This window comes from Cellulomonas sp. P2_F12 (genome assembly GCF_056403775.1).
The window spans coordinates 261237-285870 of sequence record NZ_JBFUEV010000002.1 but is presented as its reverse complement, the minus strand read 5'-3'; the positions used below and the strand labels follow the sequence as shown (position 1 = coordinate 285870).

15 protein-coding genes are annotated in these 24634 nt (G+C 72.7%); 12 read left to right on the top strand and 3 right to left on the bottom strand.

Translation table 11 applies throughout. The annotated features are described in order from the left end of the window. The first annotated feature begins 5 nt into the window (after window positions 1–5). Genes AC1DWH_RS06105 through AC1DWH_RS06070 form a run of 8 tightly spaced genes read left to right on the top strand, consistent with a single transcriptional unit; the run spans window position 6 to window position 9155 of the window. Entirely contained in the window at window positions 6–1529 is a 1524-nt protein-coding gene (locus AC1DWH_RS06105) for a sugar transferase (RefSeq protein ID WP_477092921.1), read from the top strand. A 51-nt stretch (window positions 1530–1580) separates the two neighbouring features. Continuing rightward, a complete protein-coding gene (locus AC1DWH_RS06100; protein ID WP_477092920.1) occupies window positions 1581–2792 on the top strand; it encodes a glycosyltransferase family 4 protein in 1212 nt (403 codons plus the stop codon). Further along, the gene (locus AC1DWH_RS06095; protein ID WP_477092919.1) at window positions 2779–3576 is read left to right on the top strand and encodes a WecB/TagA/CpsF family glycosyltransferase; all 798 of its coding nucleotides are present in this window, start codon (window positions 2779–2781) and stop codon (window positions 3574–3576) included. The genes AC1DWH_RS06100 and AC1DWH_RS06095 overlap by 14 nt, the downstream gene beginning before the upstream one ends. Further along, window positions 3573–4514, top strand: a complete 942-nt coding sequence (locus AC1DWH_RS06090; RefSeq protein ID WP_477092918.1) for an NAD-dependent epimerase/dehydratase family protein — start codon at window positions 3573–3575, stop codon at window positions 4512–4514. Before AC1DWH_RS06095 ends, AC1DWH_RS06090 begins: the two co-directional genes overlap by 4 nt. A 10-nt stretch (window positions 4515–4524) precedes the next feature. Then, window positions 4525–5355, top strand: a complete 831-nt coding sequence (locus tag AC1DWH_RS06085; protein WP_456847511.1) for a glycosyltransferase family 2 protein — start codon at window positions 4525–4527, stop codon at window positions 5353–5355. Beyond that, on the top strand, window positions 5352–6638 hold the full coding sequence (locus AC1DWH_RS06080) for an O-antigen ligase family protein (RefSeq protein WP_477092917.1): 1287 nt from the start codon (window positions 5352–5354) through the stop codon (window positions 6636–6638). Before AC1DWH_RS06085 ends, AC1DWH_RS06080 begins: the two co-directional genes overlap by 4 nt. Beyond that, window positions 6631–7692, top strand: coding sequence for a hypothetical protein (locus AC1DWH_RS06075; RefSeq protein WP_477092916.1), 1062 nt, complete (start codon window positions 6631–6633; stop codon window positions 7690–7692). Before AC1DWH_RS06080 ends, AC1DWH_RS06075 begins: the two co-directional genes overlap by 8 nt. After that, complete coding sequence (locus AC1DWH_RS06070) at window positions 7689–9155, top strand: lipopolysaccharide biosynthesis protein (protein ID WP_477092915.1); 1467 nt, start codon at window positions 7689–7691, stop codon at window positions 9153–9155. The genes AC1DWH_RS06075 and AC1DWH_RS06070 overlap by 4 nt, the downstream gene beginning before the upstream one ends. Before the next feature lie 23 nt (window positions 9156–9178). Here the strand turns inward: AC1DWH_RS06070 and AC1DWH_RS06065 are convergent, their stop codons facing one another. The 3 genes from AC1DWH_RS06065 to AC1DWH_RS06055 all read right to left on the bottom strand — a co-directional run bounded on the left by AC1DWH_RS06065 (window position 9179) and on the right by AC1DWH_RS06055 (window position 13378). Next, window positions 9179–10909, bottom strand: coding sequence for a tyrosine-protein kinase domain-containing protein (locus tag AC1DWH_RS06065; RefSeq protein ID WP_477092914.1), 1731 nt, complete (start codon window positions 10907–10909; stop codon window positions 9179–9181). A gap of 76 nt (window positions 10910–10985) precedes the next feature. Further along, on the bottom strand, window positions 10986–12020 hold the full coding sequence (locus AC1DWH_RS06060) for a glycosyltransferase (protein WP_456847240.1): 1035 nt from the start codon (window positions 12018–12020) through the stop codon (window positions 10986–10988). Next, entirely contained in the window at window positions 12017–13378 is a 1362-nt protein-coding gene (locus AC1DWH_RS06055) for an O-antigen ligase family protein (protein WP_477092913.1), read from the bottom strand. The genes AC1DWH_RS06060 and AC1DWH_RS06055 overlap by 4 nt, the downstream gene beginning before the upstream one ends. A 118-nt stretch (window positions 13379–13496) precedes the next feature. Between AC1DWH_RS06055 and AC1DWH_RS06050 the strand changes: the two genes are divergently transcribed. The 4 genes from AC1DWH_RS06050 to AC1DWH_RS06035 all read left to right on the top strand — a co-directional run bounded on the left by AC1DWH_RS06050 (window position 13497) and on the right by AC1DWH_RS06035 (window position 24588). After that, window positions 13497–14666, top strand: a complete 1170-nt coding sequence (locus AC1DWH_RS06050) for an oligosaccharide flippase family protein (protein WP_477092912.1) — start codon at window positions 13497–13499, stop codon at window positions 14664–14666. Between the two features lie 120 nt (window positions 14667–14786). Then, a complete protein-coding gene (locus tag AC1DWH_RS06045; protein WP_456846494.1) occupies window positions 14787–15458 on the top strand; it encodes a hypothetical protein in 672 nt (223 codons plus the stop codon). Between the two features lie 11 nt (window positions 15459–15469). Beyond that, window positions 15470–21016: an alkaline phosphatase gene (locus AC1DWH_RS06040; RefSeq protein ID WP_477092911.1), complete on the top strand. Its 5547-nt coding sequence runs from the start codon at window positions 15470–15472 to the stop codon at window positions 21014–21016. Window positions 21017–21063: 47 nt separating this feature from the next. Next, window positions 21064–24588 carry a PKD domain-containing protein gene (locus tag AC1DWH_RS06035; RefSeq protein ID WP_477092910.1) on the top strand — a complete coding sequence of 1175 codons (3525 nt, stop codon included), beginning with the start codon at window positions 21064–21066 and terminating at the stop codon, window positions 24586–24588. Window positions 24589–24634 lie beyond the last annotated feature (46 nt).

Sequence of the window (24634 nt, the reverse complement as noted above, 5' to 3'; positions counted from 1 at the left end):
GGGCTGTGGCTGCAGAGATCGTCGACGACATGGATCTCGCGCTCGGCGACCGCCGTGGACGGGGTCTCGGGCAGCGTCGGTCGTGGGCCTCCGCGGAGCCCTTCGAGCGTCGCTCGACCCCCTTCAACTCGGCTGACGCGGTCGCCGGTTCGTGGCGCCAGATCGTGCGCTCGTACCGCGTGCACGCCGCGCTGCTCGACCTCGCGGCCATCCTTCTCGTCGCGACCCCGGTCATGATCGTGCTCTACCAGCCGGCCGGGCAGACCGTGGCCATGATCGCCAGCGCGACGCTCGGCTTCGTGGCTCTCGTGGCCCTGCTGCACGGGTACGGCGACGGGGTGCTCGGTCGCTCCGCCGCCGAGACCCGGGTCCTGGTCCGCGCCGGCATCGTCAGCGTCGTGGTGCTCGTCCTGGCCAGCTACGCGTTCAAGGCCGAGGTCTCCCGCTTCCTCGTGTTCGTGGTGGTCCCGGCGGCCGCGCTGCTGGCCGTCGCGGCCCGGCTGCTCCTGCGTCGGTCGCTGAAGAAGTCGCGGCTGCACGGCGAGGCGATGATGCGCACGCTCGTCGTCGGCGAGGCCGGACCGGTGGCCAGCGTGGTGCACGACCTCGCGGTCGACCCGGCGCACGGCTACAGCGTCGTCGGCGTCTGCTTGCCGAGCGTCGACGAGGAGCAGATCGTCGCCGGCTCCCCGATGATCGGCGCGGTGTGCGACATCCCGCAGGTGGTCGTGGACCGCTCGGTGGACGTCGTGGTCGTCGCCGGCTCGTACATCGGCGGCAACGGCCTGCGGCGCCTCTCCTGGGCGCTGGACCGGGCGGACGCGCAGCTGATCATGGCCACCGACCTCGAGGACATCGCCGCCCCGCGGCTCACCATGCGACCCACGGGCAGCCTGTCGCTGCTCGAGGTCGAGGTGGGCGCGTCGCGCGGCCGGATGGCGGCGAAGACGGTGCTCGACCGGACGCTGGGTGGGCTGATCCTGCTGATCGCCCTGCCGGTGATCTGGGTCGCGGCGATCGCCGTGCGGCTGACGTCGCCGGGCTCGCCGTTCTACAAGCAGACCCGCATCGGGGTCGACGGCGAGGCCTTCACCATGTGGAAGCTGCGCACGATGTACGTCGACGCGGACAAGCGCCGCGCGGAGCTCCTCGGCTCCAGCGAGGGCAACGCGATCCTCTTCAAGATGCGTCACGACCCGCGGGTCACGCCCGTGGGTCGTGTGCTGCGCAAGTACTCGCTCGACGAGCTCCCGCAGCTGTTCAACGTGGTCCGCGGCGACATGTCGCTGGTCGGCCCACGCCCCCCGCTCGCCGAGGAGGTGGCCGCCTACGAGGACGCCGTCCAACGGCGCCTCCGGGTCCGTCCGGGCCTCACCGGCCTCTGGCAGGTCTCCGGCCGATCCGACCTCTCGTGGGAGGAGTCGGTGAAGCTCGACCTGCGGTACGTCGACAACTGGTCCGTGACCATGGACCTCCTCATCCTCTGGAAGACCTTCCGGGCAGTGCTGCGACCCAGCGGTGCCTACTGACCGATCGCCCGCGACCGCGGCACCGACCACACCCTGGACCTGGAGGTACTCGTGACCGAGACCCGGCCCGACATGACGTTCCTGGAGGACGACGAGCCCGCGCAGCGGGCGACTCCTCCGGCCGTCGTCGACCGTCTCGTCGTGCACCAGATCGACCTCGCGCGCCAGTCTCCCGGGGGGATCGAGACGTGCATCCGGGGCCTCATCCGGCACGCGCCGGCCGACGTGACCTTCGCGGTCGTCGGCGTCGACGCGGGTGGCGTCGTCCCTGGTCGGGAGATCGGCCAGTGGGAGCTGCACCGCATCGGTGAGCGCTCCGCGTGGTTCCTGCCGGTGGTCACGCTGGACCCGGGCGACCAGCGTCGCCGTGTCCCGCACTCCCTGCGTCTCGCGGCCGGCCTCGTCCGCCACAAGGGCTCGCTTCCGGCGAGCACCGTCGTGCAGGCGCACCGCGCCGACGTCGCCGCGGTCGCGTCCCGGGTGCTGAAGCGGCCCCTGGCCTACTTCGTGCACACCCAGGAGCACGGGCTCACGGGGGCCACGTCGGACTCGTTCTGGCGTCGTGCCGGCAACGTGCACGCCCGCGTGGAGCACAAGCTGCTGAAGAACGCCGACTCGGTGGTCGTCTTCAACCCGGACTTCGCCGAGACCGCCCAGACGATCAACCCCGGCGCGATGTTCTCGCCGACGTGGTTCGACCCGACGCTCGTGCGCTACCGCGCCCAGGCGCTGCACCCGCAGCGCGTCATCTGGGTCGGCCGGCTCGAGCAGCCCAAGGACCCGGCGCTGGCCGTCGAGTCGTTCCGCCGGCTCATCGAGTCCGCCCCCGAGCAGGACTGGACGCTGGACGTCGTCGGCACCGGCACCCAGCTGCCGGAGCTCGAGCGGACGGTCGCCGCGCTCCCCGCCGAGGTGGGTGCGCGGGTCCGGCTGCTGGGCCGGCTCGCCCCCGAGGAGGTCGCGTCCGCGATGGCCGACTCGGGCGTCTTCCTCATGACCTCGCACCCGGGATACGAGGGATTCCCCCGGGTGCTCGTGGAGGCGATGGCCTCCGGCCTGCCGGCCGTGGTGACGGACGGCTCCGACACCGGTTCGCTCGTGCGGGCCGGGCACAACGGCTTCGTCGTCAGCGAGAGGAACCCCGATGACCTTGCTCACGCCATCAGCGAGGCCAGCGTCCTCTCCCGCAGCGCGGCCCGGGACACTGCCTCCGTCTACGCCGCACCGCGGCTCGTCGCAAGGATCGTCGGTGCCGCGGGGTGAGCGCCCGAAGGTCTCGGTGCACGTCTCCCGCTCGGGTGAGGTCACGCTGGCGGGTCGTCCCTTGTTCGTCGGGGACGCGGACGCGCTGATCGCGCGGATCGACCAGCTCCTCCCGGCGGACGAGGTGTACTCCATCGTCACGCCCAACGTCGACCAGACCATCGGCATCGAGCACGACTCGGCGCTGCACGTCGCGTACGACGAGGCCGAGATCCGCATCGCCGACGGCACGCCGCTGGTGCTGCTGGCGCGTCTGCTCGGGGCGCACGGCCTGCAGCGGCTCACCGGAGCCGACCTGCTGCCGATCGCCGCGCAGCTGTCGTGCCGCCGCGGCTGGCGGATCGCCGTGACGGGCGGCGCCACCAGCGTGAGCGAGAAGGCTGCCGAGGAGCTGCGGGAGAAGTACGGCGCGGACGTCGTCTCGATCCCGTTCCCGAAGATCGCCGAGGTGGGCGACGCGGAGTCGGCCCAGGTGATCGCCGACCTGCACGAGGCGCAGGCGGACATCGTCTTCGTCTGCCTGGGCTCGCCCAAGCAGGACGTCTGGGTCTCCCACTGGCGCGAGAAGCTGCCGCCGGGGGTCTACGTGGGTGCCGGTGCGGCCGTCGACTTCGTCGCCGGGACCAAGCGCCGGGCGCCCGTGCTGGTGCAGAAGATGGGCATGGAGTGGTTCTTCCGGATGGCGCAGGAACCGCGCCGGCTGGCCGGCAGGTATCTGGTGCGCGGCCCGCACTTCCTCAGTGTCGTCGCACGCTCGTTCGCCGAGAGGAAGTCCCGTCCATGAAGGCACTGGTCACCGGAGCCGCAGGCTTCATCGGGAGCACGCTGTGCGCCCGCCTGCTCGCGGACGGGTGGGACGTCACGGGGATCGACGCGCTGACGCCCTACTACGACCCGGCGCTCAAGCGCGCCAACCTCGCGCGGCTGGGCGGTGCCTTCACGTTCGTCCAGGAGGACCTGCGCGCCGCGGACCTGGACGCGCTGCTCGACGGCGTCGACGTGGTGTTCCACGAGGCCGGACAGCCGGGCGTGCGCGCCAGCTGGGGCCAGGAGTTCGGGCTGTACGTCGACGCCAACGTGACGGCCACGCAGGTCCTGCTGGAGGCGGCGAAGCGGGCCTCGGGCCTCAAGCGGCTGGTCTACGCCTCCTCGTCCTCGGTCTACGGCGACGCGGCGCGGTTCCCCGTGCTCGAGGCCGACCTGCCGCAGCCCGTGAGCCCGTACGGGGTGACCAAGCTGGCGGCGGAGCACCTGTGCTCGCTGTACGCGTCGAACTTCGGGGTCCCGACCGTGTCGCTGCGGTACTTCACCGTCTTCGGCCCGCGGCAGCGCCCCGACATGGCCTTCACCCGGTTCCTCACGGCGGTGCGCGACGGCCGGCCGATCACGCTGTACGGCACGGGCGAGCAGATCCGCGACTTCACGTTCGTCGACGACGTGGTCGAGGCCAACGTGCTGGCGGCGACCGAGCAGGTCCGGCCCGGCACCGTGCTGAACATCGCCGGCGGTACCAACGTCACGGTCAACGAGGTCCTCTCGGTCATCCACTCGGTCACGGGCCGGGAGGTCCTGGTCGAGCGGTACCCAACCGTCGACGGCGACGCCTGGCGCACCGGCGGCGACGCCTCGGCCGCGCGCGACCTGCTCGGCTGGAAGCCGAAGGTCAGCGTCGAGGAGGGGCTCGCCCGCCAGTGGGAGTACATCGGGGCCGGTGGTGGCTGACGTCACCTGCGTGATCCCGACCCACGGCCGCGACCCCCTGCTCGCCGAGGCCGTCGCGTCCGTGCTGGGCCAGGACCTCGGCGCGGACGTCCGTCTTGTGGCCGTCGTGGTGAGCGACGACCTGGGGTCGGGGGCCACGGAGTCCGTCGTCGCGGGGCTGGACGAGGCGTCCGACGTGCCGGTGCGCTACCTCGACTCGTCCGGACAGCAGGCCGGCACGGCGGGTGCGTCCCGCAACGCGGGCACGGTCCTCGTGCAGTCCGAGCTCGTGGCGTTCCTCGACGACGACGACCTGTGGGACCCGGCTTTCCTGCGCCTGACGGTCGGCGCGCTCGAGGAGGGCGGGAACGACTTCGCCGTCGCCTGGACCCACGCCGACGCGCCGGGCTACCGGATGGCCCGGATCGAACCCGGCCTGCACGCCAAGGACGTCGTCGCGCGCAACCCGGGCTTCGTCGGCTCCAACTTCGTCATGCGCACCGCGGCGTTCCGCAGCCTCGGCGGCTTCGACCCCGTGCTGCCGGTCTCGAACGACAAGGACCTGCTGGTCCGCGCGCTGTCCGCCGGGCTCACGTACGCGGTCGTGCCCGAGCTGCTGGTGACCAACCGCGTGCACGGCGAGGGCCAGCTGACGGACAAGACCCAGCGGCGGCTCGACGGCATCCAGCTCTACGCGCGCAAGCACGCCGCGCTGCTGACCCGGCGCGACCGCAACTACCTGCGTGGTCAGGCGGCGGACGTCCGCCGGGTGATCGGCGCCAGCGCCCCCGCGCGGTGGTGGTCGACGGTCACGGTGGTGGGGCACCGCGCGGTGGGCGCCCTGCTCGGGGACGGCCGGTGATCGGCCGCGTCCTCGACCGTCTCCTGGACCGTCGAGATGCTGTGCTCGTCGTCGGTGTCTGGCTGGCGGCCGCCCTTCCCCAGCTCGCGATCCTGCTGACCGAGGGGCGGGGCTTCCAGCCGATCACGGACGGTGTCGACGAGGGCGGCGCGCTCGTGCAGGGGCTGACCACGGCCTGCAACGTCGGCCTGCTGGCGCTGTGCGTCGCGCTCGTCGTGCTGGGCTTCCGCACCGCGCCATGGGAACGCTGGCCGCTGCTCGCGCTGCTGCTCCTGCCGTGGGTCGTCGTCGTCGTGACGGGCCTCGCCGTCTCCTCGCGGCCCGAGACGATGGCGGTCCTGTACCCGGCGGTGGTCACCACCGCGTGGGTGGTGCGGATCTCCTGGCGCGCGGTGCCGGTGCTCGGGTGGATCACCGCCGCGACCGCCGCCGTGAGCATCGTCGCGGGCCTGGTGCTGCCCGACCTCGCGCGCTACCAGGACTACGCCGGGGCCGACGCGGAGAAGGCCGGACCGATCGGCATCCTCGCGGGGCTGCTGCCCTCCGGGAACAACCTCGGGCTCGTGCTCGCCGTGGGCATCCCGTCGGTGCTCGCGCTGCGCGGTGCATCCCGGATCGTCGCGGGCTCGCTGGTGCTCGTCGCGCTGGTCTGGTCGTACTCGCGCGGCGCCTGGCTCGCGGCCGTCGTCGTGCTGCTGGCCGCCGGCGTGCTCGCACTGGTCCCGCTGCGTCGCCGGAGCCTGGTCGCCGGGCTCGGCATCGGGGCGGTCGCGCTGGCGGCCGTCGCGCTGCCGCTGGTCACGACGTCGGCGAGCGCGATGGCGAACCGCGGCGGCTACTGGATCGCGGGCCGCGACGAGTTCGCACAGGCCCCGCTGGTCGGTCACGGCTGGGACTTCTACGACCAGCTGGCGCGCTCGTCGGCCGGCCTCGGCGGGTACGCGTACCACGCGCACAACGAGTTCATGCAGCTGCTGGTCACCGGCGGGGTCCTGCTCGTGGCGGTCGTGGGCGCGCTGCTGGTGGTCGGTGCCGTCCGGGCGGTCCGCGCCGCCGGCCTGGGGGACTCGTGGCCGGCGCTGACCGTCGCCGCGATCGTCGCGGCCGGGATCGTCGAGGTGCCGTTCGGGGTGGTCGACCGCGCGATGTACTGGCCGTACGTGCTCCTGCCGCTGTGCGTCGTGCTCCTCGGGCACCCGCGGCCCAGCGAGGGCGAACGGGTGGACGTCGGCGACGGGGTATCCGACGCGGTCGCCGCAGGGCAGGGTGGTCCTCGTGCGTGACGTCCTCGTCTCGGCCCGCGGGCAGACCGACAACCTCGGTGACTCGGTGCTGCGACGCGGCCTGCTGGACGCGCTGCGGCCGCTGGGTCGGCTGGTGGTGAACGTCGACGGCATGCCCGACGGGTACGTGGGCGCGCTCGGGCTGCAGGCGCAGGACGTGCTGGTCCGCGACCGCCGTGACTGGGCCCGCCGGTCCGCCTCCGGCGCGTGGCACGGCGCCGTGTACGGGTTCAACGCGGGAGAGACCTACGCGACCGCGGGCTACGCCGGACACCTGCTCAAGACCGCCCCGCTCGTCCTGGGGAGCCGGCTGCGCGGGGGTGCCGGGCTGCACGTCGGCCTCGGGCTGCGCGCGCCGCACCGGCTGTGGGGTCCGGTCCTCAACGTCGCCCTCCTGCCCTGCTCGGTGGTCGCGTGGCGCGACGCCGAGAGCCGGTCCTGGGTGGGCCGCGGGGTCGTGGCGCCCGACTGGGGCTACGCGTTCGGGACGCCCGACCTCACGGCGGCCCGCCACGGCGACGACCGCCCGGTGCTCGCGGTCTCCCTGCGCGGTGATCGTCCGGCCCCGGGCCGGGCGTGGACCGACACGGTCCGGGCCGTCGCGGACGCTCGTTCGCTCGACGTCGTCGTGGTGCCGCAGGTGGGCCGGGACCTGCCGCGCGCGCGGGATCTGGCGACCGCCCTCAGCGGCGAGCTCGTCGCGTGGGACGGGGTCGACCACGCCGCCGCGGAGAAGGTGGTGCGCGACGTGTACCGGCGCGCCTCGTTCGTCGTCAGCGACCGGTTGCACGCGCTCGTCCTCGGGCACACCGAGGGGGCGCTCCCGGTGGGCCTGGCCCCCGGCAGCGCCGGCAAGCTCACGCGGAGCCTGGCGACCGTCGGCGCGACGGGCGTCGCGTTCAGCACGGACGGGGTGGGCGTCGACGAGGCCGTGGCCCGCATCGATGCCCTCGACGCCCGCCGGCCCGAGCTGATCGACGGCGTCGCCCGGGCCCGAGCCCGCCTCGAGGGGTTGCGCGGGCAGCTGCGCGGCGCCGTGCGGGGCACCGGATGACGCTGGCCAGGACGGCCGTGCGCGGCTCGGCCGTGTCCATCGGTGGCCAGGGCTTCCGGATCGTGCTCCAGCTGGTCGGCCTCGCCGTGCTCGCGCGGCTGCTCGAACCGGCCGACTTCGGCGTCGTCGCCATGGTCACGGCCGCGATCGGGTTCGCGGACATCCTGCGCGACTTCGGGCTGTCGTCCGCGGCGGTGCAGTCGCCCACGGTGAGCCCCGGTGAGCGCACCAACCTGTTCTGGGCCAACACCGCCCTCGGGCTGGGCTGCACGGTCATCGTGGCCGCCTGCACGCCGCTGCTCGTCGCGTTCTACCACGAGCCCACGCTGGCCCACGTGGTGCCCCCGTTGTCGCTGGTGCTGCTGATCTCCGGCATCAACACGCAGTACCGGGCCGACCTCGGGCGGGCCCTGCGGTTCGTCGCGCTGGCCTCCGCCGACGTCACCGCCCAGCTGGTCGGCACGATCGTGGCGATCGTCGTGGCGGTGCTGGGCGGCGGGTACTGGGCGATCGTCACGCAGCAGCTGACGGTGGCGCTGGTCGCCCTGGTGGTCAACATCATCAGCACGCGGTGGCGCCCCGGCCTGCCACAGCGGGGCGCCTCGATCCGCCGGTTCTTCCGGTTCGGGCTCTCGGTCTTCGGGACGCAGGTGCTCTCCTACGCGTCGAAGAACGCGGACACCGTGGCGCTCGGCGCGTTCTGGGGGCCGTCGGTGCTCGGCGTCTACAACCGCGCGCAGCAGATCGCGGTCGTCCCGCTCAACCAGATCAACGGCCCGCTCACGCGCGTCGCGCTGCCGGTGATGTCCAAGGCGCACCTGGACCCCGACCGGTTCGCGCGCGCGGCGTCACGCGCGCAGCTGGCCGGCGCGTACCTCACCGCCACGGTCCTCGCGTTCGTCGCCGGCCTGGCCGAGCCCATCGTCGACGTGCTGCTGGGCCCGGGGTGGTCCGCGGTCGTGCCGATCCTCTCGCTGCTCGCCATCGCCGGCGTGTTCCGGTCCCTGTCCCAGCTGGCGTACTGGATCTTCCTGGCCAGCGGGCGGCCCGGCGTGCAGTTCCGGCTGGACCTGTGGGCGCAGCCCGCCATGGTCGCCGTCATCGTCTTCGGCGCGTACCAGGGCGCGCTGGGCGCCGCGTGGGCCGCCGTGATCGTCTGGCCGCTGTACTGGATCGTCGGCCTGCTCGTCGCCAGCCGCTCCGCGGGCCTGGTGGCCGGGCCGCTGGTGATGCGCGCGGTGCGCGCCCTGCTCGGCGTCGCGCTGCCCGCCGCGCTGGGCAGCTGGTACGTCAGCCACTGGGTCTCGGGCCGGCTGATGTCGCTGGCCGCGGGCGCCCTGGCCGGCGCGGTCCTCGTCACGATCGTCGTGCTGGTCGTGCGGCCGGTGCGCCGCGACGTGGCCGAGGTGATCGGCCTGCTGCGGCACGCGGCGGCGCGGGGCGAGAAGGCCGCCCGGCACTAGCCCGCCGGTCGAGGGACCAGCCGTCAGGCGACGATCGTCTGCTCGGCCTCGGCCTCGGCCTCGTCCTTCGACGTCGGGGTGCCGTTGGTGGGCGGCTCGTCGTCGTGGTCGTCGTCCGGGCCGCCGTCGCGCTCGTGCGTCCCGTCGGGCTCGGAGATGCCCGCGAGCTCGGCCGCCTCGTGCTCGCTCAGGGCCTCCTCGTCGTCGGCCGGAAGGTCGGCATCGGCGGTCACGGCGTCGTCCACCACGGCCTCGTCGGTGGTGGCGGGCAGCGCGATCTCGACGATGGCCGGGGGAGCCTCGAGAGGCGCAGAGAGCGTCTCCGCGGCGTCGGCCTCAGCCGCCCGCGCGGCGGCGTCGTCGTTGGCCTGGCGCTCCGCGGGGCTGCTCTCGATCCCGGTGTGCCGCGCGTCGGACCGGTACGTGTAGGTGTAGCTGGACGACGCCCCGCGCTTGGCGCGGTTGAGCACGATGCCGAGGATGTGGGCGTCGACGGCGTTCAGCATCGAGATCGACTGCTTGAGCTGCTCGCGGGTGACGATGCCGCTGCCGGCCACGACGAGCACACCGTCCATGGACGTGGACAGGATCGCGGCGTCGGTGACGGGCAGCAGCGGAGCGGTGTCCACCAGCACCATGTCGAACCGGCTCTTGAGCTCGCCCAGCAGGGCGACCATGGCCTCGGACCCGAGCAGCTCGGACGGGTTCGGCGGGATCTGGCCCGAGGCCAGGACCTGCAGGTTCTCGTCGCCGTACGGCTGCAGGGCGTCGTCCAGCGAGACCCGGCCGATGAGGATCGTCGTCAGGCCGACGGTGCCCTCGAGCCCCAGGTACTTGGCGACGGACGGGCGGCGCAGGTCGGCGTCGACCAGGCACACGCGCGCACCCGCGCTGGCCAGGGTGACCGCCAGGTTGGCGACCGTCACGGACTTGCCCTCCCCGCTGCGCGAGGACGTCACGACGATCGACCGCGGGCGGTTGGCCACGTTGACGAACTGCAGGTTGGTGCGCAGGCGCCGGTACTCCTCGGAGCGGACGCCGTACGCGGGGGAGATGATCACGGGCGCCTTGCCGCCGGCCAGCGGGTCGGAGGCGACGGAGGCGAGCACGGGCACCGGGACCAGCGCGGCCACGTCGGCGTCGGTGCGGACCTTGACGTCGAGCGTGGTGCGCAGCGCGGCCCACCCGAGCCCCAGGAGCAGGCCGAGCAGGGCGCCGAGCACGATGTTCTGGCGCGTGTGCGGCACGGACGGCCGAGACGGCGGGGTGGCCGGGTCGATCGAGTTCACCAGGACGGTCGGGGAGCCGTCGGCCGCCGTCGGCGACAGGTCCTGCACCGTGAGCGCGAGGTTCTTGGCCACGGAGTTCGCGATGTCGGCGGCGGTCTGCGGGTCACCCCACGTCGCGGTGATCGTGATGATCGGCGCGGCGGGGTCCGTGCTCACCGCGACCGCTCCGCGCAGCGTCCGACCCGAGCCTGGCAGGCCGAGCTCCTCGACCACCGGGTCGAGCACGACGGGGGAGCGGGCGACCTTCGAGTACGTGGCCACCACGCGCTCGGCGTACGACGTGCCCTGGTTGAGGTCGCCGATCGAGTCGCCCAGCTGCACCGTGATGAGTACCTGGTTCTGGGCGCTGTACTCCTTGGGCGTCGCGAGCGACAGAGCCAGACCCGCCAGCGCGCCGAGCAACGTCAGCACGACGACACTCACCCAGTGGCGCTTCATGAGCGCGATCAGCTGGCGAAGCTCCACAGTGGTCCCTCGGATCCCTCGACGTCGTCAGCGGTGCTTCCCGCGCGGCGGAGTCCCCCCGTGACGTCCCGCCACTCTACCGAGCGATCTCGACGCGCTCCGGGTGATTCGTGGCGGCTGCCTGTGGGTGCGCTGTGCGTGCCGCCGCCTCGAACGCGCGGGCGTAGGAGGCGCCGATGACGTCCCAGCCGCGGGCGTCGAGCCGGGGCCGGCCCGACGGCGGCGCCGCGCGCAGCTCGTCGACGGCGCGGTGCACGTCGGCGGTGTCCAGCGTGCCCTCGAAGAAGTGCACCCAGCCCGGCCCCACCTCGTCGGCGAGGCCTCGCGTCACCGGGGTCGACGGGACGAGCACGGGGGTGTCCAGCGAGAGGGCGACCAGCACGACCGCGGAGTTGTGCAGGTCGCGGTACGGCAGCACGGCGAGCTCGCCCGCGGTGACCTCGGCGACGAGCGCGTCGTCGGGGATGAAGTCCAGCACGTAGCCGATGCGGTCGTCCTGCGCGGCGGCGTCCTCGACGAGCGCACGCCACTGCGGGGTCTGCGGCTTGCCGACGACCCGCAGCGACAGCTCGGGCCGGGCGCCGGCGAACGCGTCGAGCAGCAGGTCGACGCCCTTGTAGTCGCGGATCTTGCCGAAGTAGACGAGCAGCCCCGGGACGCGGGCGGACACCGGGTACCCGTCGAACTGGGCGCGGTAGTGGCCGAGCGGGATGACGACGTCGGCCGGACCCTCGGGCACGGGGTTGAGGTGCACCCGCAGGGTCGTGCGGCGCTCCAGCCAGCGCAGCAGCGCACGCTCGGTGCGGCCGCCGGGCTCGTGCGGCTCGGGGTTGTGCTCGGTGCGCACGATCGCCGTGCGCGTGACCCGCAGTCGCAGCATCAGGGCCACGAACGCCAGCCGGGTGGCCAGCCGGCGGGGGAACGTCGACGGGCGCGTCCGGACCAGCCACTCCGGCCAGTGCACGTGCAGCACGTCGAACCGCTCGGTCAGCGCGCGCCGCCAGGTGAACCAGCTGATGGCGACGCTCTCGGGAAGCTGCTCCACCATCTGGTCGGCGTAGCGGGTGGTCCCGTCGGGGCGTTCCAGCACCTCGAGCACGCGGACTGTCACGGGTGGACCTCCTGGAGGGTCGTCGAGTGCTCCGGCACGGGTTCCGGCGGTGGCCCGTCGCGCGCGATCCGCCAGCACCCCGACAGGATGAACACGGTGGTCATGAACGAGACGGTGTAGAGCATGGTGTTGGCGGCCAGCCCGTTGATCACGGAGCCGGCCAGCACGGCCAGGCCCAGCGCGCAGACCGCCCGGGGCGCGCCGGACAGGAGCCGCCGGGTCATCGCGACCGCGTACCAGACGACGAGCAGGACCACGGCTGCGAGCCCGACCACACCCACCTCGGCGAGCAGCCGCACGTACTCGTTGTGCGGGATGGTGTGCAGGATGATGCCGCTGGTCGTGGCGCCGATCCCGTTGCCGAGCACGGGGTGCTCCCGCCAGACGGCGAGCACCTTGGCCCAGGCCTGGAACCGCCACCCGAGCGACGTGTCGTCCACGCTGCCGCCGCTGGTGTACTCGGTGAGCCGCCCGGCGCCGGCCTTGGAGTCCAGCGCCATGACGACGGCCACGGCGAGCGCCAGCAGCCCGAGCACGATCCGGTGGAACCGCCGCCCGGCCTCGACCACCATGTAGACCAGCACCATCGCGACGACGGTCGCGAACCCGCCGATGCTGGCCGTGGCCACCTGCGCGACGAGGAACAGCGCCATGAAGCCGCCGTTGACCCAGCGCTTGCCGGTGCTGGACAGCAGCCTCGAGAAGGTGGCGATGTTGCACAGCGCGAAGAGGACCGCGGCCGAGTTGGCCTGCGCCAGGGTGCCAGTCGAGCGCAGGACGCCCTCGCTGTAGACGCCCGTGCCGGTGGCCAGCTGCACCAGGGCGTACAGGGCGGGCAGGGTGCCGACGGCCTGCACGAGGCCGGTGACCCGCCCGAGCGTGAGCGTGCCCGGCGCGTTGATCGTGATGACCGCGACGGCGACCAGCGACAGCACCCGCACGGCCTCGCCGTACGTCTCGGCGGCGCCGTAGATCGCGGCGCCCGCGGCGGCCGAGGCGAACAGGGCGAGCGTGATCACGAGCACCCGGGCGGGCCAGCTGGGGGACCGCACCAGCACCAGCACCGACAGGCCGATGATCGCGGCGGCGACGCCTGCCGTGGCGGTGGCGCCGCCGGACGAGTCGATGAGCGCGCGCCCCACCAGCAGGACCGCCATGGCGAGCAGCGAGACGCGGTAGCCGAACACGATGATCAGGGGGATCGTCGCGAAACCCACCAGGATCAGCGGGGGCAGCCCGGCGACCCAGCCGACCAGCACCAGCACGCCCGTGAGGCCCGTGACGACGGCCGGGACCATCCGGTCGGCCGCCGCGGCGCGCGCGGAGACGACCGCGTCGCTGAGGGAGAGGCTGGTCACGCGGTCGAGGCTACGTGCCCGGCATCCCGGGGTCGATGGTGCGAGCGGGTGCTAGTTTCGCCGCCATGCCGCCCCGCCGACCCCTCGTCGCGGCGTCGCCGCGCCCCGGTGCGGTCGCGTGAAGAACCAGTTCCTCGGCATCCTCGTCTCCCGGGGACTCGGCAGCGGGCTGCAGGCGCTCGCCCTGATCCTCCTGGCCCGGTCCGTGCCGGCGGCCGCGTTCGGCGCGGTCACGTCGGTCATCGCGCTGGTCGGCTTCCTGCTCGTGGTCACCGGGTTCGGCATGGCGACGTTCGTGCCGCGGGCGCGCGCGCAGGGTGCCGACGACGACGTGCAGGCCGGGCTCCGGCTGAACTGGGTCAGCACGGCGGTGACCACCCCGGTGCTCCTGCTGGTCACCGGCTGGTGGGCCTTCGAGCACCACGCGCCGCTGGCCGTCGCTCTCATCTGTGTGTCGCTGGGGCTCGAGCGCAACGTCGACACCGTGCTGGGCGTGCCCATCGCCGACGGCGACTCGCGGACGGCGGCCATCTCCATGGTGCTGCGCCGGTCGGTGAGCCTCGTGGTGCTGGTGATCGGCCTGCTGACGGGCGCCGACGCGGTGCTGGCGTACACGATCGGGCTGCTGGCCGGTGCTGTCGCCGCCCAGGTGCAGATCCGGCTGCACGTGCGTGACCTGCCCGGCCGCGCGTCGGCCGTCCCCACCCGGGACCTCGCCCGCCGCGGCTGGCCGTTCCTCGTCGCGAACGTGGCCGGTCAGGCCCGCACGCTCGACGTCCCCCTGGTCGCCGCGACGCTGACCCCGGCGGCGGCCGGCCTGTACGCCGCGGCGGTCAAGCTGGTCCAGCCCCTGCTGCTGATCCCGCAGTCGCTCGCCGCCGTGGTGGCCCCCCGCTCGGCCCGGCTCGAGCCGCCGGCCGCCCGGCGCCTCGGGGCGCGCCTGATCGCCGCGCTGCTGGCCGGAGGGCTGCTGGCCGTCCCGTTCATGGTCTTCTCCGAGCAGATCGTCGTGCTCCTCATGGGCCCGACCTACGCCGGCAGCGGGCCGGTCCTCGCCTGGACGCTGGCCGGTCTGCCGTTCTTCGCGGTGGCCGCGGTGCTCTCGGCGCTCCTGCAGGGCCAGTCACGCGAGCACCTCGTGGCGGTGATCGGGGTGGTGTCGGCCGTGGTCACGGTGCTGGCCGTCCCGGCCGGTGCGGTCATCGGCGGTATCACTGGAGCAGCCATCGCTCTGACCTGCGCATCCGTGCTCCGCGCGGGGGTCCTGGCGGTCTACTCCCTGCGCTGACACATCACCCGTTCGAGCCGGGTGAACTGTGCAGGAATATGGTGGTCTGTCCAGATTTCGCTCGTATTCTCGCCGGATGAGCCGCCTGTCGGAGGGGGCCCTTCCGGATCGGGTGAGCACATGCAGCGGCGAACGCTCCAGTGGGTGGCAGGCTCCGCGACAGCGGTCGTGCTGCTCGGTGGCATCGCCTGGGGCGTGGCCGCGACGCGCGGGGACACCACCGACCCCGCGGCGGCCGATCCCACGCCGAGCGTCTCGGTGACGCAGGCCGCCCCGTCGGCCGAGCCGACCGAGCCGGCGGCCGACGCACCCTCGGCTGCACCCGCACCGACGACCGGGCCCGTGGAGGGGACGGACCCGGCCGACGACAGCGTGGTGCACGTCGAGGACTACTCCGAGGCGCCGCCCGTCGCGCTCGACCAGCCTGCGGACCCGGGCGACAAGGCCGTGGTCAGCCTGACGTCCATCACCAGGATCGACGGTGTCGGTCGCGCGATCGGCGAGCGCAGCGGTCCCGCGCTCGCGGTCGCGATGACGATCCGCAACGACACCGGCGCTCCGCTCGACCTGAACTTCGTCGTCGTCAACGTGTACTCGCAGTCGGGCGTGCCCAGTGTGGAGCTGGCCAGCGACCCGCACGAGAAGGGCTACTCGGGCGTCCTCGCTCCGGGTGAGTCCGCCGACGCGACCTACGTCTTCCGTGATCCTGCCGAGGGGGGCCCGGTCAAGGTCACGGTCAGCCATGATGCCGCGGTCCCCGCGGCCTCGTTCCAGGGTGATGTCACCCCGTGAGGAGCCCCTCGATGTCGCAACCCCGCCACGCCACTCGCTCGGTGCGCGCACTCGTCGCAGCGGCGGTCTCCGCCGCTCTCGTCCTGTTCGGGCTCGGTGCGCCCGCCTGGGCCGACGACCCGCTGCCCTCGGGCACCGGCTCGGTCGACCCCACGGTGACGGCGGACGCCCTGCCCACGGTGCAGATCGACGGTGTCGCCTGGGCGCAGGTCGTCGTCGGCAACACCGTGTACGTCGCGGGCGAGTTCACCACGGCGCGGCCCGCCGGCTCCCCGGTCGGCACGGACACCACGCCGCGGTCGAACCTCCTGGCGTACGACCTCACCACCGGTGAGCTCAACACCACCTGGGCACCCACGGTCAACGGCCCCGCGTACTCGATCGCGGCATCCCCCGACGGGACGCGCATCTACGTCGGCGGCGACTTCACGCAGGTCAACACCTCGGCGCGCAACCGCTTCGCGGTGCTGAACGCGACGACGGGCGCGGTCGTGACAGCGTTCACCGGCGGGGCGAACGCTGCCGTCCGTGGGATCGTGGCCACCCCGACCACCGTCTACATCGCCGGCAACTTCAACACGGTCGCCGGTCAGTCGCGGCCCCGCGTCGCGGCGTTCGACGCCACGACCGCCGCGCTCAAGACGTGGCGCGTGTCGGTGCAGCCCCGCCAGGTCGACTCGATCCTGCTCAGCCCGGACGGCTCGACGCTGTACATCGGCGGCCGGTTCGACATGATCAACGGCGTCGCCCGCCAGGGCATCGGCGCGGTGTCGACGTCCAGCGGCGCCATCTCGACGTGGACCGTGAACCCCGAGATCTTCGCGTACGGGTACTCGGCCGGGATCATGAGCCTGGCCACCGACGGCAACCTCATCTACGGCACCGGGTTCGGGTTCCTCACCGACCCCGACAGCAACACGAACCTCGAGGGCATGTTCGCGGCGGACCCGGTGACGGCCGACGTCGCGTGGCTCGAGGACTGCCACGGCGACACGTACTCGGTGTACGCCAACCCCGGCAAGGACCACGTGTACATCGCCGGGCACCCGCACATGTGCTCCAACTTCGGTGGGTACCCCGAGATCAACCCGCGGCGGCACCAGTACGCCGTCGCGTACACCAAGACCGCGGTCGGCCAGATCCAGCCGAACTCGCAGGGTGGCTACTTCGACATGGCGGGCTTCCCCGCCCCGGAGCAGCGCACCTTCTGGCCCACGTTCACGCCCGGCACCTTCACCGGGCTCGGCCAGGCGACGTGGAGCGTCAACGGCGGCGGCAAGTACGTCGTGTACGGCGGTGAGTTCCTCACCGTCAACGGCGTGGCGCAGCAGGGCCTCGTGCGGTTCGCGACGCCTGACGTCGCCCCCGACAAGCAGGGCCCGCAGCTGACCGGCTCGGCGCTCCAGCCCACGGCGGCCGCCCGCGCCACCGGCACGGTGCAGGTCTCGTGGCCGTCCAACTGGGACAAGGACAACGGCGAGCTGACGTACCAGGTGTTCCGCAACAACGGCGCGACCCCGGTCTACTCGACCACGCGCCCGTCGCGGTTCTGGGACATGTCCCGGCTCTCCTTCACCGACACAGGTCTGGCCAACAGCACGTCGTACACGTACAAGGTGGTGACGGTCGACTCCAGCGGCAACGCCGTGACGTCGCCGAACGTCACGATCTCGACGACGAACGCGACGGCCGGGAGCTTGGGCGCCTACACGGCGGCGGTGCTGGCGGACAACCCGGCAGGCTTCTGGCGGCTCGGTGAGTCGACCGGCGCGGCCCTCGACTGGGCGGCGTACAGCAGCTCGACCGTCGGCAACCAGGTCACGCGCAACCAGACCGGTGCGATCTTCGGCGACAGCAACCGCGCCATGGCGTTCACCGGCGCGGCCAGCTCCCGGGTGTACAGCCAGGTCAAGGTGCCCGGCCCGATGCACTTCACGGTCGAGGCGTGGTTCAAGACGACGTCCACCGCCGGCGGCAAGATCGTCGGCTTCGGCGCGACCTCCGGCACGGGCGACAGCAGCAGCTACGACCGGCACGTCTACATGGGCACGGACGGGCGACTGAACTTCGGCGTCTACCCCAACGCGGTCCGGCTCGTCACGTCCCCCGCGGCGTACAACGACGGCGCCTGGCACCAGGTCATGGCGAGCGTCGGCGACCGCGGCATGGAGCTGTACGTCGACGGCTCGCTGGTGGCCAACGACCCGAACGTCACGTTCGCCCAGGCCTACGACGGGTACTGGCGGATCGGTGGCGACAACCTCGGCGGGTGGCCGAACGCGGGCGCCACGTCCTTCACGGGCACCATCGACGACGTCTCGGTCTACGGCCGCCAGCTCGACCTGGTCGACGTGGTCCGGCACCGCGGGCTCGGCGCTACCGGCGTGGTGCCCAACCTGCCGCCCATCGCGAAGTTCCAGGTCACAGGCGGTGAGCTCGCCGCGACCTCGGACGCGTCGGCCTCCTCCGACCTCGACGGGACCGTGGCGTCGTACGCCTGGAACTGGGGCGACGGCGGCACGAGCACGGGCGTCACGTCGGGGCACACCTACGCGACCGGCGGGACGTACCCCGTCACGCTGACCATCACCGACGACGACGGAGGGACGACGTCCCTGGTCCACCAGGTGGTGATCGCCAACCCGAACGTCGGTCCGACGCCCGTCATCACGTCGAGCTCCACCGGGCTGACCGGCCTGCTGGTCGGCACGGGCTCGAGCGACCCGGACGGCACGATCGTCTCCTACCAGTGGAACTTCGGTGACGGCACCAGCGGCACCGGCGCGACCGTCTCGCACGCCTATGGCGGCAGCGGCATCTACACCGTCTCGCTGACGGTCACCGACGACGACGGCGTGGCCACCACGACGACGGCGCCGCTGACGATCATCGCGCCGGTGGTCGACGTCCTCATCGCGAACGACACGTTCACGCGGACCGTCTCGCCCGGCTGGGGCACGGCGGACTCCGGTGGCGCGTGGACCGCGACGGCCGGCGCGGGCTCGGTGAACGGCACGCAGGGCGTGTCGGCCATCGCGGCCGCGAGCGGGTCGTTCAGCGCGCGCCTCACGGCCGTCACCGGTACCGACCTGGTCACGCGCTTCTCGACGCTCGTCGACAAGCGGCCGGTCGGCTCGGGCGCCTGGATCCTGTCCCGCGGGCGGGTCACGACCTCGGGCGAGTACCGCCTCAAGGTGAACCTCAAGTCCAACGGCACGGCCACCGGCCAGTTCGTGCGGACCAACGCCGCCGGCACGGAGACCGTCCTGACGACGGCCACCACGCTGACCGGCTTCACGTACTCGGCGGGCTCCGTCATCAAGACGGCCCTGAAGGTCAGCGGCGGCACGCCGACGACCCTGAGCGCGAAGATCTGGATCGGCACCGAGCCGACCGACTGGCAGCTCACGACGACGGACTCGACGGCCGGGCTGCAGGAGGCCGGGCACACCGGTCTGGCGTACCTGCTGTCCAGCTCCGCGACCAACGTGCCGATCACGTTCCGCACCGACGACTACTCGGTGCTGTCCGTCGGCACCGCGGCGCCGCCCGAGACCCAGATCCCGCCGGACGACCCGGCGCCGACCCTGCCCGCCGTGCAGACGGGCACACCGAAGAACATCATCACGCTCATCGGTGACGGCATGGGCTTCAACACCGTCGACCTGGGCAGCGTGTTCCAGTCCGGCAAGACGCTGTACCAGCAGAAGATCACCAACGGCCCGAACCTGACCAAGATCGGCGGCCAGGGCGCCACGCAGCCGTACCAGTACTTCTCGGTGCAGTCGGCGATGTCGAACTTCCCGGCGGGCGGCTCCTACAGCCCGTCCGGTGCCTGGTCGTCGTTCACGCAGCCGCTGACCGGCCCGACCGACTCCGCGGCCTCGGCCACGGCGCTCTCCTCCGGCCTCAAGACCAACAACGCGGTCATCGGGCGGGACGCGACGGGCAAGGACATCCGCAGCATCGCGGAGCTGGCCCAGGACGTCGGCAAGGCGACGGGTGTGGTGACGACGAAGTACCTGTCGGACGCGACGCCCGCCGGCTACCTCGCCCACGACGAGGACCGGAACAACTACACGGCCATCGCCGACGAGATGGTGGCGTCCAACGCCAACGTCATCTTCGGTGCCGGCAACCCGCTCTACGACAACGACGCCCAGCTGCGTGCGACGCCCGACTACTCGTACATCAGCCAGCCGACGTGGGACAAGATCACCACCGGGCAGACGCCGTACACGTTCGTCGACACCTCGGCGCAGTTCGAGGCGCTCGCCACGGGCGCCACCCCGGACCACGTCTTCGGTGTCCCGCACGCGTTCTCCACGCTGCAGGAGGGGCGCTCGGCGCTCGACCCGAACAGCGTTCCCTTCAGCACGCCGCGCAACGCGGACGTGCCGAGCCTGGCGACCATGAGCAAGGCCGCGCTCAACGTGCTGAACAACGCCGACCCCGACGGGTTCTTCGCGATGATCGAGGGCGGCGCCATCGACACGGCGGCGCACTCGAACAACACGGCGGGCGTGGTCGAGGAGCAGGTCGACTTCAACGACACGGTCCAGGCCGTCGTCGACTGGGTCGAGGCCAACTCGAGCTGGGACGAGACCCTGGTCATCGTCACGGCCGACCACGAGACCGGGTACCTGTGGGGTCCGGGGTCCAACCCGGTCCGCAACCCGATCGTCGGCACCGCGGGCACCCTGCCGGCGGTCCAGTGGAACACGGTCAACCACTCCAACCAGCTGGTGCCGTTCTACGCGATGGGCGCAGGCTCGGCGTCGCTGGCTGCCAAGGCCACCGGCTCCGACCCGGTGCGCGGGTCGTACCTCGACAACACCGACGTCGGTGCGGCGTCGCTGGCCTTCTGGGGTGGCGCTCCCGGCGACGCGCCGACGGTGCACCTGCCGCCGCCGCCCCCGCCGCTGGCGACCGACACGTTCGAGCGGACCGTGTCCGGTGCGTTCGGGACGGCCGACAAGGGTGGCGACTGGATCTCCACGGCGAGCGCGACGAGCGTCGGCGCGGGGACGGGCGTCATGACGCTGGCCGCCGCCGGTGGCACGGCGAGCGCCCGGCTGCCCGGTGCGGCGAGCTCGTCGCACCGCCAGACGGTCACGTTCTCGCTGGACAAGCGGGTGGCGGGGTCCGGTGGCTGGGTGCTGCTGCGTGGTCGGGTGATCGACGGCGTCGGCGACTACCGCCTCAAGGTCGCCCTGTCCTCGGGCGGCGGCGTCTCGGCGCGGCTGTACCGCACGAACGCGGCGGGCACCGAGACGGCCATCGGCAACTCGATGACCGTGACGGGCGTGACCTACAACGCCGGCACGCAGCTCACGGCCGCGCTCGAGGTGGTGGGGACCAACCCCACGACCGTCCGGGCCAAGGTCTGGCCGGCCACGGGCACCGAACCGACCGCGTGGCTCACCTCGGTGACCGACACGACGGCCGCACTCCAGGCACCCGGCTACACCGGGCTGGCCGCGATCCTCTCCAGCACCGCGACGAACGTGCCGGTCACGGTGCGGTTCGACAACTACAGCGTGACACCCGTCCAGTAACGCGACGGCGGCGCGCGGGAGCGCGCCGCCAGACAGGGGAGAGATCGATGCGAGCAGCACAGCGGCTGTGGCGTCGTGCCGTCGGGATCGCCGCGTCCGCGGCCCTCGTGGTGGTCGGTCTGGTGACACTGCCGACCGCCGCGACGGCCGCCGGGCCGGTGGCGCAGGACCCGACGGTGACCGCGGACCCCCTGCCGACCGTGCAGATCAACGGTGTCGCCTGGGCGCAGGTGGTCTCCGGCAACACGGTGTACGTGGCCGGTGAGTTCAGCACCGCGCGCCCCGCGGGCGCCGCCGACGGGGTCTCGACCACGCCGCGCGCCAACCTGCTCGCCTACAACCTGACCACCGGTGAGCTGATCACCACCTGGGCGCCGACGCTGGACGGCCCCGCGTACTCGATCGCTGCGTCCCCCGACGGGACGCGCATCTATGTCGGGGGCGACTTCACGCACATCAACAACGTGGCGCGCAACCGGTTCGCGGTGCTCAACGCCACCACGGGTGCGCTGATCACCTCGTGGACCGGCGGCGCCAACGCGGCCGTGCGCTCGATCGTCGCGACCGCGTCGATGGTCTACATCGCCGGCAACTTCAACACCGTCGCCGGCCAGTCGCGGCCGCGCGTCGCGCAGTTCAACGCGGCGACGGGCGCCATCACGACCTGGCGCGTCTCCGTCCAGCCCCGGCAGGTGGACGCGATCGCGCTGGCCCCCAACGGGTCGCAGCTGTACATCGGCGGCCGGTTCGACCAGATCAACGGCGTCGCGCGGCAGGGCATCGGTGCTGCCGCGACCTCCAACGGCGCGACGACGTCGTGGACCGTGAACCCGGAGATCTTCGTGTACGGGTACTCGGCCGGAATCGAGAGCCTCGCGACCGACGGCAACCTGGTCTACGGGACGGGCTTCGGACTGATCACCAGCCCGGACAGCGAGGGCAACCTCGAGGGCATGTTCGCGGCGGACTCCGTGACCGCCGACCTGGCATGGGTGGACGACTGCCACGGCGACTCCTACTCGGTGTACGCGAACCCCGGCAAGGACCACGTGTACCTGGCCGGTCATCCGCACAACTGCGGCAACTTCGGCGGCTACCCGGAGATCAACCCGCGCCGCCACCAGTACGCGGTCGCCTTCTCCAAGGCCGCGCACGGCAAGGTGCAGCCCAACTCGCAGGCGGGCTACTACTCGCTGGAGGGCCAGAACGCCCCCGAGCAGCGCACCTTCTGGCCGACGTTCACCCGCGGCACCTTCACGGGCCTGGGCCAGGCCACGTGGAACGTCACCGGCAGCGGCAAGTACGTCGTCTACGGCGGTGAGTTCCTCGCCGTCAACGGCACCGCGCAGCAGGGCCTCGTCCGCTTCGCGACGCCGGACGTCGCCCCCGACAAGATCGGACCGTCGCTCTCGGGCACCGCGCTGCAGCCCACCGCGGCGTCGAACGCCCGCGGCACCGTGCAGGTGTCGTGGCCGGCCAACTGGGACCGCGACGACACGACGCTGCGGTACCAGGTGCTGCGCGGCAGCTCGGTGGTCTACCAGGTGGACCGCGACTCCCGGTTCTGGGACCTGCCCCGGTTCTCCTTCACCGACACGGGGCTGGCCAACAGCACGTCGTACACGTACCGGGTGGTGGCCGTGGACTCGGGCGGCAACTCGGTCACGTCGCCGTCCGTCACGGTGACCACGGCGGGTGCCTCGTCGGCGACGCTCGGCGCGTACGCGACCGGCGTCATGAACGACAGCCCCGGAGGCTACTGGCGCCTGAGCGAGACCAGCGGCAGCGCCCAGGACTGGACCTCGTACGCGGCGGCGACCGTGGGCGGCGGCGTGCAGCGCGGCCAGGCCGGTGCCCTGTTCGGGGACGCCAACGCCGCGATGACGTTCGACGGCTCCAGCACGTCCCGGGTGTACAGCACCCGCCGGGTGGCCGGCCCGATCCGGTTCTCGGTGGAGGCGTGGTTCAAGACCGCGTCGACGGCCGGCGGCAAGATCGTCGGCTTCGGCTCGACCTCGGGCACGGCCGACAGCGGCACCGCCGACCGGCACGTCTACATGGGTGCCGACGGGCGGCTGACGTTCGGCGTCTACCCGAACGCGTTCCGCACCATCACCTCGCCGGGCGCCTACAACGACGACGCCTGGCACCAGGTGGTCGCCAGCGTCGGGATCCGCGGCATGGAGCTGTACGTGGACGGCAACCTCGTCGCCACGGACCCGGACGTGACGTTCTCGCAGCCGGCGAGCGGCTACTGGCGGATCGGCGGCGACAGCCTCACCGGCTGGCCCGACGCGGCCGGGACGACGTTCGAGGGCAGCATCGACGAGGTCTCGGTCTACGGCCGGCAGCTCGACCAGCTCGACGTGCTGCGGCACCTCAGCCTCGGCACGACGGGCTCGGCGACCAACCTGCCGCCCCTCGCGCAGCTGACGGTCACCGGCGGCGAGCTGACCGCGTCCGCGGACGCGTCGGGCTCCTCCGACCTCGACGGCGCGATCCTCCAGTACGACTGGAGCTGGGGCGACGGCGAGACCACGACGACGGCGACCGCCACGACGACGCACCCGTACGCGGTCGCCGGCACCTACCCGGTCTCGGTCACGGTGACCGACGACGGCGGCGCGACGGCGTCGGCCTCCGGCTCGGCCGTCGTCACTCCCGCGAACGTGCTCCCGACGGCAGGGATCTCGGTCACCGGTCCGCCCGCGCTCGCGGTGCAGGTGTCGGGCGCGAGCTCGACGGACTCGGACGGGAGCATCAGCTCGTACGCGTGGACGTTCGGTGACGGCGGCACGGCCACCGGCATCACGGCCAACCACCAGTACCTCGCCACCGGCACGTACCCGATCACCCTCACGGTGACGGACAACCGCGGCGGCACGGACACGGAGATCCAGAGCGTCGACGTCGTCGCCCCGCCGGGACCGGTGGTGCTCGCGGCGGACACGTTCGAGCGGACGGTCGCCGACGGCTGGGGCACGGCCGACTCCGGGGGCGCCTGGACCACGACGGCCGGCGCGACGAGCGTCGGCACCGGCGGCGGGTCGCTGCGTGCGGCCGCGGCGGGCAACGTGGTCAGCGCCCGACTGCCGGGCGTCACCAGCACGTCGCTGCGGCAGCAGCTGACCTTCTCGCTGGACAAGCGTCCCGCCGGGTCGGGCGGGTGGCTGCTCGGCCGCGGGCGGATCGTCGACGGCGTCGGCGACTACCGCCTGAAGATCGCCCTCTCCTCGGGCGGCGGCGTCTCGGCGCGGCTGTACCGGACGGACGCGGCGGGCACGGAGACCGCGATCTCCAGCGCCGTCACGGCCACGGGGGTGTCCTACAACACCGGCACGGTGCTGGCGACGGCGCTCGAGGTGGTGGGCACCGCGCCGACCACCGTGCGCGTCAAGGTGTGGAACGCGGCCTCGGCCGAGCCGGCCGCCTGGCTGGTGCAGGCGACCGACGCCACGGCCGGTCTGCAGGTCCCGGGCCACACGGGCCTCGCGCTGATCCTGTCCTCGACAGCGACCAACGCGCCCGTCGTGGCACGCATCGACAACTACAGGGTCACGGCCGTGCCGTGACCGTCGACGGCGTCACGGCACGCACGGCGCCGTGACGGAGGGGGGA

Coding starts and splice junctions, on each gene's coding strand:
- AC1DWH_RS06035 (WP_477092910.1), top strand. CDS start 21,064: ATGCGAGCAGCACAGCGGCTGTGGCGTCGTGCCGTCGGGATCGCCGCG.
- AC1DWH_RS06045 (WP_456846494.1), top strand. CDS start 14,787: ATGCAGCGGCGAACGCTCCAGTGGGTGGCAGGCTCCGCGACAGCGGTC.
- AC1DWH_RS06090 (WP_477092918.1), top strand. CDS start 3,573: ATGAAGGCACTGGTCACCGGAGCCGCAGGCTTCATCGGGAGCACGCTG.
- AC1DWH_RS06040 (WP_477092911.1), top strand. CDS start 15,470: ATGTCGCAACCCCGCCACGCCACTCGCTCGGTGCGCGCACTCGTCGCA.
- AC1DWH_RS06070 (WP_477092915.1), top strand. CDS start 7,689: ATGACGCTGGCCAGGACGGCCGTGCGCGGCTCGGCCGTGTCCATCGGT.